Genomic DNA, 13,808 nt, shown 5'->3' with positions numbered 1-13,808 from the left:
GCGATGATTGAACGAACGGTGAATGTAATGGAAGCGGCAGAGATGATCTCTTGTTCACGGGCTCATGCGTACAGGCTTCTAGAGGCAGGGGAAATCAAAGGGTATTACACCGGGAATCGGCGAGGCTTGAGGGTGATTGAGCGGAGTGTGGAGGAGTTTGTGGAGAGGCGGAAGGAGGAGGCGGGCTAATTGAAGTTTTTAACATTTAATATCATTACCATATGACTGGAGATTTTAGGGTGTAAGTTCTTTATATCAAGTATGTTATGGTACGATGTCTTAGTTAGTGCGGTTGTCGCGTTAATGTGGGAATTCGACAAATCTGTCGCGTATTACATATTAGGCTTGGATTTATTCGAGGCTTAATTTATATATAGATAGATTAATTATTTTTTGAGAGGGGATTATGCTTTTAAAATATGGTGGAAAAAATTGTTTTTCCTTTAAGGAAGGGGTAGAGGTTTCTTTTGAGTTACCGGTCAAGTGCCCGGTAGAAATATCAAAGAATAAACCTGTATCTAATCTGATCTGTATTAAAGGTGCGAATGGTTCAGGGAAAACAAATATGTTGAAAATTATATCATTTTTCAAGCATTTTTGTTCCGATTCATTTAATTTTAAGCCTGATGATAATATACCCATAAGATCTTTTTTTTTAACAATGATGAACCTGTTGAATTGTTCTGTAATTTTTTGATTGACGGGGTAGAGTATAATTATGAAGTTGTACTCAATGAAAATGAGGTACTATCCGAGATTATTTACCGAAAAGTTAAACGATTAAATCCATTGTTTAAAAGGCTCAATGATAAGTTAGAGTACTGCATAAAAGAATTTTCTGATTTGCGAACAATTAAACTGAGATCTAATGCTTCAATTATTAGCACTGCTAATCAGTATGATTTCGAGTGTATTGATCCAATATATTCTTTTTTCCATAGTATGGTGAGCAATGTCATTTCATATGGTCGGAAGGAAATACCGACGAACCATAGTAAAATATCAGAGTTCTATAAAAATTTCCGGACTCATTTGATTTTACGTTAAATATAATCAAAGAAGCTGATGTTGGTATAGAAAAGATAACAAAACACAAAGGGAAAACTGAAGAAGACGAAGACTTTTATTTTCCATTGTTAGAACGTAGATACGGATGAGCAAAAGAAAACTCGACATTCCAGCATATATGAGTCAATCGAGTGGTACTCAAGAACTGTTCATGATTTTGCCCTATTATCAAGTGGTTTTGCAGTATGGTGGTGTGTTGATTCTTGATGAGTTTGACATAAACCTTCATCCTCATATCCTACCTACATTAATAAAATTATTTGATAGCGAAGAGACAGATAGCCCCATAACGGTCAATCATTTTTTCTACACATAATTATAGTATTATTGAAGATATGAAAAAATACCGTGTCGATGTTGGTTAATAAACGAAATAGTGAAAGTTATGCCTACCGCTTAGATGAAATTCCGGGGGATATTGTCAGAAATGATAGACCACTAACGCCGATATACAATGCTGGTAAAATTGGCGGAGTTCAAGAGTATGAGCAAAAAATCAAGGTTTCAAAACAGTCGGAAAAACGATGCTCTCAAAAAAATGGATCGAGCAAGTCTTGACTATAGACTTGATAATTTGACGATTGAATCCAAGTATAATTTTTCATATTTTGATCCTGGACAAAAAGTAGCCAGAACTTCCAAGATTTGACGGAAAAGCAATTGCACGATTTGTTAAATTCTTTAAAAGAATTTAGTAAGCAGCCTTTGTCTTATTAGGGAGTGGAACAAAAACTTGTCATGTATGGTAAGTTTCCATTAAAATCAGATTTCGTCCACCCAAAGCATGTGCCCCACCAAGTTTGCTCGGGTGAAGTTTCAGCCTTGGTAACAAGCCTCGTCTTGTTGGATTTACTGTCCCCGCAAATCTTCACGGAACCCCACACCAAGAAACGAAAGAACTATATGATAAAAATACATTTTATATTACTTTTATAGATATGAATCATTTGTTTTGGAAAACTGAAAAAAAGAATACTTAATTAATCTAAGCAAAAATTATTAGGGGAAGGTGAAACACCTTTTCTTGAATATCTTAGGGCGGTGCTGCGGTATAAGAGATCTTCAAGAAATTGATTCCACGCCGCTAAACGGGATGGAACAGAACCCCATACATAGGTAGCGTGGGAGAATGGAGTGTTTGAGTCTGCTCAGGTGCATGTATATGGAAAATTACGCATTGTGATTGTAAAAGATGGGCTACTGAAGAAATAAAGGACTCATTAGCTGATGACAATGCAAAAAACAATGAAACGGGGTTGTGTAAAGTGTCAAGCCACAACCCCATTCAATTTACCTTAAGGCTTCGATAAAAGCTTCTTTTCAATTGTTTGAATCAATTGGCTTTTGTCGGCATGTGGGTTTAGAGTTAGTTGTAAATCAACAACAGTTCTTTTTAACTTTTCCTCTATTTTTGTATCTCCGTTGGACTTAAATAATGCTAAGTAGATTAATTTTATTATGCTGATATTTTTTAATGATAACATGGAGATATTGTCTTAATTTTATCGATGATAGTGAGATTGTTTTTTAAATCGATATCCAGAATCATAAAATAAAGAATCATTAACTTGTATTGATTCTCTTCTATATTTTTCTCAGTTTCAATTGTTTGTTTTTCTATAAATCGAGTTAATGTTTTGTGTAATAATGCTTCAGAAATCATCATTTGTGTCGCTATAGGGATGAATGATGTTAATAAATTGACCATTCTTTTCTCAATAGCTTTTTCGCTTTTTCTGCAAAAAAATCTATTTCATTAAAAAATTCGAAGCCAATATTTATATAGGATGTGATAATGAGTTCAAATGTCTCATTCATTTGTTTAGAATCATCAATTAATGATAGGCCTCGAAATGCACGTATAGAATGAATACATGTTTATCTAATTGGGATAAGCTGTATCCTTTCTCAAATGAAACGGTTGCTTTTACTTTTACATCTTCATTAAAATCTTGAACTGGACTTATGTCATACAAGAGAGCATCTTGTTCGTCTAAAGGGATGGCAACCTGTTGGTTCATATTTATTTCTGAGATTTTCTTCGCTAAATAATTAGAATCTTTTATTTTATCTTTTAGAAAATCGTCTGGGTTTTGTTTGTAATGTCTGTTTGATTCACCTTAAACCTTCATCAACCTTTCTGTGTATTTTCAAAGGTCAATATTTTTTCTGTTCAATCCTGCGAGGATTTCAATTTCATTAGCAAAAACCAAGAAATACTCTTCACTTTCAATAATGTCATCTGTGAACTTTGGTGCTCAGCCATGTAAGTGGCTGTGAAAAACTCCATAACTCCATTAAGTCGAAATTTATATCTGTTAATAGATCTAACTTTTTTAAGGACACCTTTATCAAGTAAATAATCAATAATTTCTTTTTCGTCGGTAATAAATCGAATGTTTCCTTCTTTGAATAGTGTTATGAACTCTAAGAGCTCAATATATGACATTGAGTAGTTTTAGTCTTATATCTCAGTAACTTGTGCGATAGTTCGGCTAAAAGTTTTTTGAATAATTCATAGTCAATGTTTTTATCAAATCTTGCTATATCTTTAGCATTATCAAGTAGTTTATCTATGTACAAAGTGAGCATTTCAACATTGTCACTAATACTAATATTGTTTTCTTTTTTGTGTATCCATATAAAAAGTGATAAGTGCCAATAATTGAAAGGTATATTCATTTGACCGGATGGTAGATAGCTTTTTGAATAATTTCTTGTGTTTTTTCAGAATCGCAACTGTTTCAAAGGCATGACGCATGAGATCTGATTCTTTTTCTTGTCAACTAGGATATTGATAAAACTTCGAAATGTTGACTGGAAAACGCAACATCACCAATATAACTTTCTTGGTTTTCTTCAGATGTTAATGTTAAATGGTAACTTTGAAATTGTTGTATGAATGTTGTTCAATACCATAAAATGCATTGGTTTCATTGAAGTTGTCTATCAATATGTGAAAGTTGAAGTCTTCAATCAGTTTTAATGCATTGGTTTTACTTAAATGGAATATTTTGATAATTTCTTTGTGTAAATTATAATTGCTAAGTGATTTTAAGTTATTTAAATCAATATAAATTGGGATGGTTTTATTTTTAATGAAACTATCGATCAAGTATAGTTGCATTCTTCTTAATAACGATGTTTTTCCAAATTTATCTTTTCCATACAATAGTAATCCAAATTATTTAGCTCATGCATCTCAATTTTCGAAAGATTACTTTGAGATTCGATTGATTCATAATATGACTCTTTTTTTAGTACAGGCTTGTTGAAAAAATCTAAAAAATTCGTTTCTCCAATTTCATCATAGTTTATGAGTAAGGAATTTGCTTCATGAAGTACCTCATGCCGAAATTCCTTTAGAGTTTTGAGCGTCTTAATCTGCTTAGCCTTATTTTTGTTCATTGGAAGATTGTGATTTATATTTGATTTTTCAGCAAAGATATTGTCATCGCTCATGTATCCATAATTGAATATAGAAATGTCGAATGTGTCGACGTCAATATCAACTATTGAAAATCCTATCGTACTGCCATCATGCCCTGACATTGATGCCATAGAAGAAACGGATAGCATGCCAATATCATGCGTGAATACTATTCCTTGCGTTTTTTTGTGGTAATGACCTGAGAAGTTTATATGAAATTTTTCGTAAATTAAATCTTCTTACTTCATACTTATTGAAGAGCTTCAAGTCGCTTAACGAATGGTGCATAAGAGATATATATAAATTACTTTTATTTATCGAAGATGACGCCTCATATACCGTCTTACGAGGGATCAATAAATGTCCAGAATCATCACCAATGAAAGACCTCCAAGCTGTATGAAATGAAACAATTCCAATTTTCTTGTTGTTGATTTTGCGTTTAAATGTCTGAAATAATTTGTTTAGATCGTCTTTCGGGTAATAGTCTTTGATGAAATTATAATAGTTATCAGAGTTACTATAACTCAGATCAAATTGTGCGTCATGGCTATCTATAAAATCATCTAAAGCACTATTGTCCGAAAAATTGTTTATATATTCCTTGATTGCAGGTAGTTCATCCTTGCTCGACATGTCATGGTTGCCTGGACAAATAATGAAGTTAGTCTTTTTCATCGATATTTTGTTGAGTATTGGTTTTATAAAAAACCTCATTAACAGCACTAAAGTCTTTATTGTGATTGCCGCTCCAAATTAGATCGCCCGTAAAAACAATTAAATCGATTTTAGTGCAGTTATTTATTTGGTCAATTTTATCCAAAAAACTGGGCAGCATCCTTTCAATTTTTTGATGATACCTTTTCCCGTAGTGCAAATCAGATAAATGCAAGATTCTCATTTCATTGTCCTTTATATGTGCATAAGAGTTGTGACTCCAGCCCTGCAAATCTTGAGCGTTTCAAACTATCCATGAAATTTTTAAATATTTCATTTAACGGATGTTACCTATGGAAGTTAAATAACTATCCAAGAACTATTAATAATATATATTTCATAACTATGATTCATGTAAAGGATAGCTCAATTTTTTAATAAATGTTATAAGGTGTTGTTTTTTCGAAAGATGTTCCTTGTATGGAAACGTTAGTATGATGAGCGAATATTCTTACCCCACTTTACCTCGCATTTTTCTGGTAGCTTTCCAAAATAAAGGGTCCACGTCTCCCATCTCACACGTCTCTCTCGTAACAGACACCCACCCCCGCCCCATGCCATATTCCCCCCATGGCTATTTTCACTCTACAAGAACTCGATGAACAGATCGCAGCTTTCAAGCAGGCCCTCCTCGCTATAGCTGCGAACCAATCCTATAAGCTTGGCAAGCGGGAGTTTGTCCGTGCCGACATTGATGAGATCCGGACTCTGGTGTTTTTGGACCAGGAGCGGAGCAAGCTTGTTTCCGGTGCCGGGCCGAAGTTTGTCACGGGGAGGATCGTTCGATGACTCCTTTATTATATGGGCCGGACAATCGGCCCCTTTCGTCCTCGTCTTCTGTTGCGGCCAATACCTCCTACGGTGTGCATCGGAAGGCGGGGGGCCATTCCGGTACGTTGGCCAACTGGATGACGTCCCGGATGAACCGGGATTCTGAGCCCTATGAGCGCAGCACCATTGCGTCTCGGGCTCAGGATTTGGTGGCCAACGATCCCCATGCGGCGAACATCACGGACAGCATGGGGGTGAGCGTTGTGGGGACGGGGCTTCGGCCCCAGTCTCGGCCCAACTGGAAGCTGCTGGGTGGAGTGAAGAGCAGGCAGAAGCATTTCAGACCCAGGCAGAGTGGGCGTTTTCCATTTGGGAAGCTGAAGCGGATGCCGGTGGACAGCTTGCTTTCTGGGAGATTCAGTTTCTTTCGGTTCAGTCTTTGGTGGTGAACGGGAGTTTCTGCGGATCCCGGTGATGATAGATGAGCCGGGCCGGACGTTTTCCTTGGCCTTGCAGTGTGTGAATCCCCTTCGGATGTATACGCCTTCCGATTTGACTCAGGACACCAGCATCCGTGATGGGGTGGCTTTTGGTGAGAACGGGAGACCCTCGTCTTATTGGATTGCCAATCCGGATAACGGCTACACCTCCTACAGCCTTCCTTCGGCCAGCTTTGCCCAGGTTCCTGCCTGGGTGGGGCACCGGCCCGGGGTGTTCCACTCCTTTATACAGAAGGAGGATGAGCAGGTGAGGGGGATCTCCCTTTTGGCACCGGGGATGAAGTTCTTCCGGGACCTGAACGACTACCTTGATTTTGAGCTGGTGGGCGCCATTGTGGCGGCCAGCTTTCCTGTCTTTATCAAAACCCCCAATGCAGAAGACGCGACTTCGGGCCGTGACATGAACGGAAACGAAGTGGCCGCCGGTGAACTCACACGCCACCAGGATGTGGTTGCGGGGACAATGATCTACGGCAACCCAGGAGAAGAACCCAAGGTTCTGGAGTCCAACCGACCCGGTAACACATTCCCAGAGTTTGTGGAGCGGATCCTTCGGGGGATCGGTGTTTCTGTGGGGATGCCCTATGAGGTTGTGGCCAAGGATTTTTAAAGCCAATTATTCCAGCGCTCGGGCGGCCCTCATGGAAGCGTGGCGTGTTTTTGAATTTTACCAGAAAGTGGCTGGTGGATCGATTTTGCCAGAAGGTCTGGGAGATGGTCCTGGAAGAGGCGTGGCTTCGGGGCATGATCACCCTGCCTGCCGGATCCCCTGATTGGTACGACGCACGTCATGCCTATACACGGGCCACCTGGATTCCCCCGAAACGAGGCGAGATCGACCCCCTTAAACAGCAAGGGCTCACGACCTGGAGCTTCAAAATAATACCAATACACTTGCTGGCATTCTGGCGGAAAGCGGCCAGGATGTGGACGTTGTGCTTGATCAACGCGCACGAGAGATTCGGAAAGGGAGAATTCAGCCGGGCTCTTGCCTGAGGAGCCTACCCCAGCTGTGAGAAAGCTAAGGCAGACGCGGCAGATGCCTTGATTGAAGAGACAGAAAAGGAAGAGGAGGCAGCCAATGCCTGAGAGACTGCATGGACGGCCCTGGGCCATCACCACGGATGCCCATGAGGCCATTGTGGCCCTGGTGGAATCCGGCAAGATCGATGCCTCCATGTTTGCCGATGCGGACGGGGATGGCGCGGACCTTGAGGTCATCGACTCCGTGGCGGTGATCCGGGTTGCGGGGGCCCTTCAGAAGGAGCGGACCCGGTACTACTTCTGGCTGGAGCGGGAGAGCACTTATGCGGAAATCCGCGAGCAGGTGGAGGCGGCCCTTGGGGACTCCGGGGTGAAGGCGATCTGCTTCAAGGTGGGCTCCCCCGGCGGGGACGTGGACGGCGTGAAAGAGCTTTCCGACTTTCTCCACCGGGCGGCCCTGGAAAAACCCATTTACGCCTACGCAGACGGCCAGATGTGCAGCGCGGCCTACTGGCTTGCCTCGGTGGCAAAAGAGATCGCCGCCCCTTCCACGGCCCAGGTGGGCAGCATCGGGGTTCGGGCCATGCACGTGGACCGGTCCAAGGCCCAGGAGAAGGGCGGGTACAAGGTGACGTACCTTACCGCCGGGAAATACAAGGCCATGGGCAACCCTTCGGAGCCCCTGGACGAGGAGGCCACCGCTTACCTGCTGCACCCTTTGAACCAGATCTACACCATTTTTATTGATGACGTCGCCCGGAACCGTGGCGTGTCCACAGACAAAGCCCTCGCCATGGCCGATGGAAAAGTGTTCCTGGCGCAGGAGGCCCTGGAGATCGGCCTCATTGATCGCGTGGAGGAGAGCTTTGACACCTTTTTAACCAGAATCAAAGAGAAAGAGGAGGTCTTCGTCATGGAGTACGGAGAGTTTCAGGCAAAACATCCCGATTTGTACACCAAAGCAGTCAGCGAAGGCAGGGAGGCTGCCCAGAAAGACGTGACGGACCAGGTGAAAGCGGAATCCGAGCGGATCATGGGCATCGTCTCTGCCGTCGTGGGGGAAGAGCAGGGCACAAAACTCACCGCCCTGGTGAGCAGTGGGGCCACCGTGGCCCAGATCGAGGCCTTCGGCCAGGTGCTGGGCACGCCCGGGGCAACCGCCGAACAGGAGGAGACCGACGCGGACGGCAAAGACAAGGCCAACCTGTCAGGCCATCCTGGACGGGCTTCAGTCGGCGCACTCTGATGGGGTGAGGCCCGAGGCCGGGGCCGACAAGCTGACCACCACGGATGTGGACAAGCAGGCTTCCGCCCTGGCTGCCCTGGCGTAGCCGGAAAATCCCTTTTAAACGTGAGGAGAGAAGATCGATGCAGCAGATGATTAAGCACGGGGATGTGATCAAGGATCGGGCCTTTTTGGGGGACCATCCCGTTATCACGGTGTCCGGTACCTTGAAGCAGGGCAGGGCGTATGTGGCCGGTGAGGTCCTGGGGCAGGTGACGGCGGACAAGAAACTGACCGGGCTGGCCCCGGCGGCATCCGACGGCACCCAGGCGGCCATGGCCATCCTGGCCGGAGACGTGGACGCCAAGGCAAGCGATGAGCCGTGCGTCATCGTGGCCCACGCGGAGGCCGTGGCAGAGGGCCTGGTCTGGCCCGAGGGCATCACGGCGGTTCAGAAGGCGGCGGCGGTGGCCCAGCTTCAGGCCGTGGGTATTTACGTAAAATAGGCCCCTTGGGGGGCATTGATCATAAGGGATAGAGGAACATATGGAAATTGCATGGAGAGTACTGACACGGGCGGTGGAGCAGTTGAAGACCCCGCCCCGGATGCTTCAGGACCTGATCTTTAAAGAGAGGAACACCAACGAAGCGGACACCATTGACGTGGACATCACGGTGGGAGGCCGGAAGCTGGCCCCCTTTGTGACGGACGTGGAGGGCGGCAAGATCGTTTCCGGGTCTACCCGGTCCCAGCGCTCGGTGAAGACCCCGCGTATCCGTTTGAAGGATCCCCTCACCGCCAAGAAGCTTCGCGGCGAGCGCGGCGCAGGGCAGCCTTTTTATGCCTCCGGGCCGAAGTCGGTGGAGGAAGCGGAGCAGTCCAAAATCATGAAGTCCATGAAGGAGCTGAAGGACAAGGTCCTCACCACCCTGGAGTGGATGTGCGCCCAGGCCCTCACCGGCAAGATCATCGTGGAGCAGGACAACGTTGCCTTTGAGGTGGATTACCAGATCCCTGCGGATCACAAGGTGGTGCTTACCGGGGAATCCAAATGGATGGGCGCCGATGCCGACCCCTTGAACGACATTCAGTCCTGGAACGACATGATCGTGGACAAGCTCGGGCGCGGGGCCGCCATCATGATCTGCGGCACCGAGGCGGCCAAGTGGCTCCGGAAGAAGGTGCCCAAGGACGAGTGGATGGACAGGACCAAGCACGTTCAGGTGGGCGAGCTGGTCTGGGATATGTCCTCCAACTACATGGGCAACCTGGGCGGCATTGAGATTTACCGGTACGGATCCTCCTTTGACGACGCCTCCGGGGCACCCCAGAAGCTCATCGAGGCGGACAAGATCTACATGGTGGCCACCGATGCCCGGATCAGCATCGAGTTCGGCAACATCCTGGACCTGGACGCCAACGTGGTGGGCGAGTTCTTCGCCAAGAACTGGAAAGAGAAAGACCCTTCCGTGCTGTGGAACCTGGTGGAGTCCCGGCCCCTGCCGGTTCTCTGGGAGCCGGAAGCGGTTGTGGAAGCGGACGTTCTGTAGACCCTTTTATCCCATTTACAGGCCTCCGGCAGCGTTGCCGGGGGCCATCAAAGGAGCATTCTGTGGCGAGTAAAAAAATCAAACTCAAAGAAATATCCCTGCTGAAAACCGTGAAACATGAGGGCGAATACTATCCTCCCGGTGAGGTGCTGACCGTACCTGAAGACATTGCAGATGAGCTGATCGCCCTGAAAGCGGCGGGGCCTGTGATGGCTGAGGTAGCGGTAAAGGAGTGTGAGCTCCTCGACGTGGACGAATAAGGCGGCAACATGTCTACGCGTAGACATTCCCCCGAAAGGGCTTGAACGAGATGGACGCAACAACCTGGAAGGCCCTTGAGGTCTGCTCGAAGATCATGACCAACCACGGAACCTGGGTGGGGCTTGCCACCCTGGCCCTGGGGCTGTTTGCCGGAAACGGCTGGCAGCTTCGGATCCAGGAGCGGCTGAAGAGCAGCTTTCGGAAAGAGCTGTTCGGCAAGATGGAGACGGGCAAGCAAATCAACGACGCCCTGGACGGCCTCCTCATCGATCTGGATTGCGAGCGCGCCACGGTGTTTCAGTATCACAATGGCAACCAGAACGCGGTGGGGGTTCACTTTGACCGGTGCAGCAACACCCATGAGCGCGTCCAGGTGGGGGCCTCGCCCCTCATGACGACCTTGCAGAGCCTGCCCAACTCCTTTTTTGCGAGCTGGAACACCGAGATGATGAAGATGAAGGAGATCCACTGCCCGGACCTTGAGACGGTTCGGGAGCGGGATTTCGGACTTTACCAGTTCCTGGCGGAGCAGGGCGTCCGCTCCTTTTATCTGGTGGGGATCTTCTCCTTTGACGGGGACCCGGTGGGCTTTGTGGGGATCCACTATTGCAGGCAGACCCGGGACCTGTCCCCGGCGGAGCTGGACCGGCTCCGGGCCACCTCCCTGAAGATCTGCGGCCTGGTGCTGGCCGGGAAGGGGGATGCGTGAGGCTCTCTCTGCTTCGCACGGAAACCTGCGACCAGGGGACCTTCGGGGTGATCATGGCACCGGATGAACCATCTGTACCCTGGAGCTGCCCTGGCGGGAGAACAGGCCGAACCTCTCCTGCATCCCTGCCGGGATCTATGAGGTGCGGTGGGTGTATTCGCCGAAGTTTGGGTGGTGCTACCAGGTGATGGACGTGCCGGGCCGGACCCACATCAAGATGCACTCGGCCAATTACGGCGGGGACGTGACCAAGGGGTTTCGGACACACCTTTTGGGGTGCGTGGCCCTGGGGATGTACACCGGGATCTTGGGGGATCAAAGGGCGGTGCTCTGTTCTCGCATGGCGGTGTCTGCCTTCAACCGGGCCCTTAAGCGAGAGCCTTTTACACTGACGATCAAGGAACTTTACAGATGATTGAACTTTTAACGGGCTCGGCCTTTGGCCTTATCGGCTCTGTGGTGACCAACCTTTTCGGCCTGTTCAAGCAGCGGCAGGTGGACAAGCAGGAGGTGACCCTCCGGCGCATCGATCTGGAGGCCATGGACAAGGAGTATGAGTTCCGGGACCGATCGGCCACGCGGGAAGCGGACACGGCCCTTACCCTGTCGGCGGACGTTTTGATGAAGGAGAGCTTCGGCCACGACGCGGCCAGCTACTCCAAAGGCGTGAAACCCGGGGCCGTGGGATCCTTCCTCCTGGTGCTGGTGGACTTTATCCGGGGGCTTACCCGGTCCGGCCTCACCATCTACCTGATCTGGCAGGTGCACGCCACCCGCACGGAGGTTCAGGGCGTGCTGGATGGAATCGGGGCTGCGGCCCTGGATGCGGGGACGGCCCTGTCCATCTACCAGGAGGTGGTGAAGATGACCCTCTGGTACTTCGGACGGTATTCTCCCTGGTGGTTCGGCACCCGGGCCAAAGGGTCACAGGTGAAGCCATGAATTTCCAGGAGCTGGTGGCGCGGGACAACGCGGCCTTTGTGAACCCGGGAGAGTTCGGCACAACCGTGCTCTGGAACGGCAAGCCGGTTTACGCGGATGTGGCGGACGGGGAGGTTGCGAGCACGGATCACCACGGGGTGAACATCCGCACCCGGTCCGTCACCCTGACTTCCGGTGACGTGGCCGTGCCGGTGCCGGAGGAAATCGTGGAGCTGGACGGGAAGGCCCTTCGGGTGAAGTCCGTGGAGGATGAGTTCGGGCTGTTGGAAGTGACCTTTTACAGGAATGAGTCATGAGTGTTCTTCAGGTTTCCATAAGCGACAAGGACGCGGAACGGGCGGAGATGTTTTTGACCTCCTTCGGGGGCCAGGCCCAGGGCGCCATGCGCAAGAGCCTGAACCGGGCCATCACCGGGGTGAAGATGGACGCGGCCCTGGGAGGCTGGCAAGGCCTACAACATCAAGCCCGCCGACGTGAAGAAGACCTTCAGGAAGTCCAATGCATCGGGCGCGCGCCTGAAGGCCACGGCCACCTTCTCCGGCGAGCGGATACCCCTTTACCGGTTCGGCGCGTACTCGGCACGCCCCACAAAGAGGCGGCCCAAGGCAGGTGTCACCGTTCAAGTGAAGGCCACCCGCAAGGTGGTGCGTTGGCGGGTTTGTGCAAAAGATGAAGTCCGGCCACGTGAGCCTTTATAAAACGGTCTGCCGGCGCACCGGCTTCCTATTCTGGCAACCGGACGGCCCGGCGGTGCCCCAGGTCAGAACTGGGCGTTTGCAAGAACTCCAGGGAGCTGCGGCGGCCCGGTTCACCAAGAACCTGGACCATGAAATGGACTACCTGATGAGCAAAGGGGGCAAATGATGCCCTTTGGACTGCTCAAAGGAGTGGAGGCCATTCTGGCAGATGGCCTGAAGGAGATTCGGTTCCGGGTTCCCGGTGCCGGGGAGTCTTACGCTCCGGCCCAGATCTTTCTTGGTGAGCTTCCCCCCAAAAAACAGGGGCAGATCGATTTCCCTTACGTGATCCTTCAGGCCGTCTCCGGCACCGACCAGGACGAAAGCTCGGAGGTGGCGGTGAAGATCCTCTGCGGAATGACCCGCTTCGAAGGGGTGGAGGCCGGGGTGAACGACATCCTGAACCTTCTCACCCGGTGCCGGAAGATCGTGCTCTCCAAGCGGCGCACCGAAGACGGCTTGTACACCTTGAAACTTCCGGTGACCTGGGAATGCGGAGATCCGGACGCAAAGTACTTTCAACCCCAGCCCCATGCGGAGGGCGAGATCACCACCCACTGGGAGACCTCGGGGATCCGGCAAACATTAACGGAAGACGTGGAGGCATGTCTCTAATGGCAGCAAAGAAAACAACATCAACGGCGGCAAAGGGCAAGAAAACGGAACAGGTGGCCTATGTGGGGCCGGAGGTTCGGCAGCCGGTGCACATCAGTCGGTATCAGGTCTTTCGAAACGGCCTGCCCAAAGAGGTGGCGGCCTACTTTAAGGAGCGGATGGAGCTGAAGCGCTTCATGGTTCCGGTGGAGGCCCTTGCCTCGGCCATGGCCGACCTCAACAACCCTGAATCCCTTCTGGCCCGGAAATACGCCGAAGCGAAAGGAGCCAAGTAATCATGACATACAGACACGGTGTT

At 48.7% G+C, this 13,808-nt stretch carries 19 protein-coding genes; 16 read left to right on the top strand and 3 right to left on the bottom strand.

What is annotated here, in order from left to right; all coding sequences use genetic code 11:
• Window positions 1–3 precede the first annotated feature (3 nt).
• On the top strand, window positions 4–189 hold the full coding sequence (locus ACOYW1_RS17095; RefSeq protein ID WP_482418987.1) for a helix-turn-helix domain-containing protein: 186 nt from the start codon (window positions 4–6) through the stop codon (window positions 187–189).
• A 964-nt stretch (window positions 190–1,153) separates the two neighbouring features.
• Entirely contained in the window at window positions 1,154–1,384 is a 231-nt protein-coding gene (locus tag ACOYW1_RS17090) for an AAA family ATPase (RefSeq protein WP_482418986.1), read from the top strand.
• A 1,857-nt stretch (window positions 1,385–3,241) separates the two neighbouring features.
• On the opposite strand, the gene ACOYW1_RS17085 is transcribed toward ACOYW1_RS17090, so the two are convergent.
• From ACOYW1_RS17085 to ACOYW1_RS17075, 3 genes are all read right to left on the bottom strand, one after another.
• Entirely contained in the window at window positions 3,242–3,517 is a 276-nt protein-coding gene (locus ACOYW1_RS17085) for an STAND family AAA ATPase (protein WP_482418985.1), read from the bottom strand.
• Window positions 3,518–4,200: 683 nt separating this feature from the next.
• The gene (locus ACOYW1_RS17080) at window positions 4,201–4,530 is read right to left on the bottom strand and encodes a hypothetical protein (protein WP_482418984.1); all 330 of its coding nucleotides are present in this window, start codon (window positions 4,528–4,530) and stop codon (window positions 4,201–4,203) included.
• Between the two features lie 632 nt (window positions 4,531–5,162).
• Window positions 5,163–5,399 carry a metallophosphoesterase gene (locus tag ACOYW1_RS17075; protein WP_482418983.1) on the bottom strand — a complete coding sequence of 79 codons (237 nt, stop codon included), beginning with the start codon at window positions 5,397–5,399 and terminating at the stop codon, window positions 5,163–5,165.
• A gap of 601 nt (window positions 5,400–6,000) precedes the next feature.
• On the opposite strand from ACOYW1_RS17075, the gene ACOYW1_RS17070 reads away from it, so the two are divergent.
• The 14 genes from ACOYW1_RS17070 (at window position 6,001) to ACOYW1_RS17005 (ending at window position 13,785) form a co-directional block, all read left to right on the top strand.
• Window positions 6,001–6,435 (top strand): phage portal protein, encoded by a 435-nt coding sequence (locus ACOYW1_RS17070; RefSeq protein WP_482418982.1) that lies wholly within the window; start codon window positions 6,001–6,003, stop codon window positions 6,433–6,435.
• A 25-nt stretch (window positions 6,436–6,460) separates the two neighbouring features.
• Complete coding sequence (locus ACOYW1_RS17065) at window positions 6,461–7,096, top strand: phage portal protein (protein ID WP_482418981.1); 636 nt, start codon at window positions 6,461–6,463, stop codon at window positions 7,094–7,096.
• A gap of 471 nt (window positions 7,097–7,567) precedes the next feature.
• Window positions 7,568–8,716, top strand: coding sequence for a S49 family peptidase (locus ACOYW1_RS17060; RefSeq protein ID WP_482418980.1), 1,149 nt, complete (start codon window positions 7,568–7,570; stop codon window positions 8,714–8,716).
• A gap of 122 nt (window positions 8,717–8,838) precedes the next feature.
• Window positions 8,839–9,201: a head decoration protein gene (locus ACOYW1_RS17055; protein WP_482418979.1), complete on the top strand. Its 363-nt coding sequence runs from the start codon at window positions 8,839–8,841 to the stop codon at window positions 9,199–9,201.
• 40 nt (window positions 9,202–9,241) lie between these two features.
• Window positions 9,242–10,246, top strand: a complete 1,005-nt coding sequence (locus ACOYW1_RS17050; RefSeq protein ID WP_482418978.1) for a major capsid protein — start codon at window positions 9,242–9,244, stop codon at window positions 10,244–10,246.
• A 62-nt stretch (window positions 10,247–10,308) separates the two neighbouring features.
• A complete protein-coding gene (locus ACOYW1_RS17045) occupies window positions 10,309–10,506 on the top strand; it encodes a DUF7210 family protein (RefSeq protein WP_482418977.1) in 198 nt (65 codons plus the stop codon).
• Window positions 10,507–10,556: 50 nt separating this feature from the next.
• Window positions 10,557–11,216: a hypothetical protein gene (locus tag ACOYW1_RS17040; RefSeq protein ID WP_180145650.1), complete on the top strand. Its 660-nt coding sequence runs from the start codon at window positions 10,557–10,559 to the stop codon at window positions 11,214–11,216.
• Window positions 11,217–11,286: 70 nt separating this feature from the next.
• Entirely contained in the window at window positions 11,287–11,631 is a 345-nt protein-coding gene (locus ACOYW1_RS17035) for a DUF5675 family protein (RefSeq protein ID WP_482423750.1), read from the top strand.
• Complete coding sequence (locus ACOYW1_RS17030; RefSeq protein ID WP_482418976.1) at window positions 11,628–12,158, top strand: hypothetical protein; 531 nt, start codon at window positions 11,628–11,630, stop codon at window positions 12,156–12,158. The genes ACOYW1_RS17035 and ACOYW1_RS17030 overlap by 4 nt, the downstream gene beginning before the upstream one ends.
• Entirely contained in the window at window positions 12,155–12,454 is a 300-nt protein-coding gene (locus ACOYW1_RS17025) for a hypothetical protein (protein WP_482418975.1), read from the top strand. Before ACOYW1_RS17030 ends, ACOYW1_RS17025 begins: the two co-directional genes overlap by 4 nt.
• Window positions 12,451–12,831 carry a hypothetical protein gene (locus ACOYW1_RS17020; protein WP_482418974.1) on the top strand — a complete coding sequence of 127 codons (381 nt, stop codon included), beginning with the start codon at window positions 12,451–12,453 and terminating at the stop codon, window positions 12,829–12,831. Before ACOYW1_RS17025 ends, ACOYW1_RS17020 begins: the two co-directional genes overlap by 4 nt.
• 11 nt (window positions 12,832–12,842) lie before the next feature.
• A complete protein-coding gene (locus ACOYW1_RS17015) occupies window positions 12,843–13,022 on the top strand; it encodes a hypothetical protein (RefSeq protein WP_482418973.1) in 180 nt (59 codons plus the stop codon).
• Window positions 13,019–13,510 carry a hypothetical protein gene (locus tag ACOYW1_RS17010; RefSeq protein ID WP_482418972.1) on the top strand — a complete coding sequence of 164 codons (492 nt, stop codon included), beginning with the start codon at window positions 13,019–13,021 and terminating at the stop codon, window positions 13,508–13,510. Before ACOYW1_RS17015 ends, ACOYW1_RS17010 begins: the two co-directional genes overlap by 4 nt.
• Window positions 13,510–13,785, top strand: a complete 276-nt coding sequence (locus ACOYW1_RS17005; RefSeq protein ID WP_482418971.1) for a hypothetical protein — start codon at window positions 13,510–13,512, stop codon at window positions 13,783–13,785. Before ACOYW1_RS17010 ends, ACOYW1_RS17005 begins: the two co-directional genes overlap by 1 nt.
• Window positions 13,786–13,808 lie beyond the last annotated feature (23 nt).

The sequence above is a fragment of the Desulfoluna sp. CYM3A genome (assembly GCF_056829965.1).
This window is presented reverse-complemented; position numbering and strand designations above follow the sequence as displayed.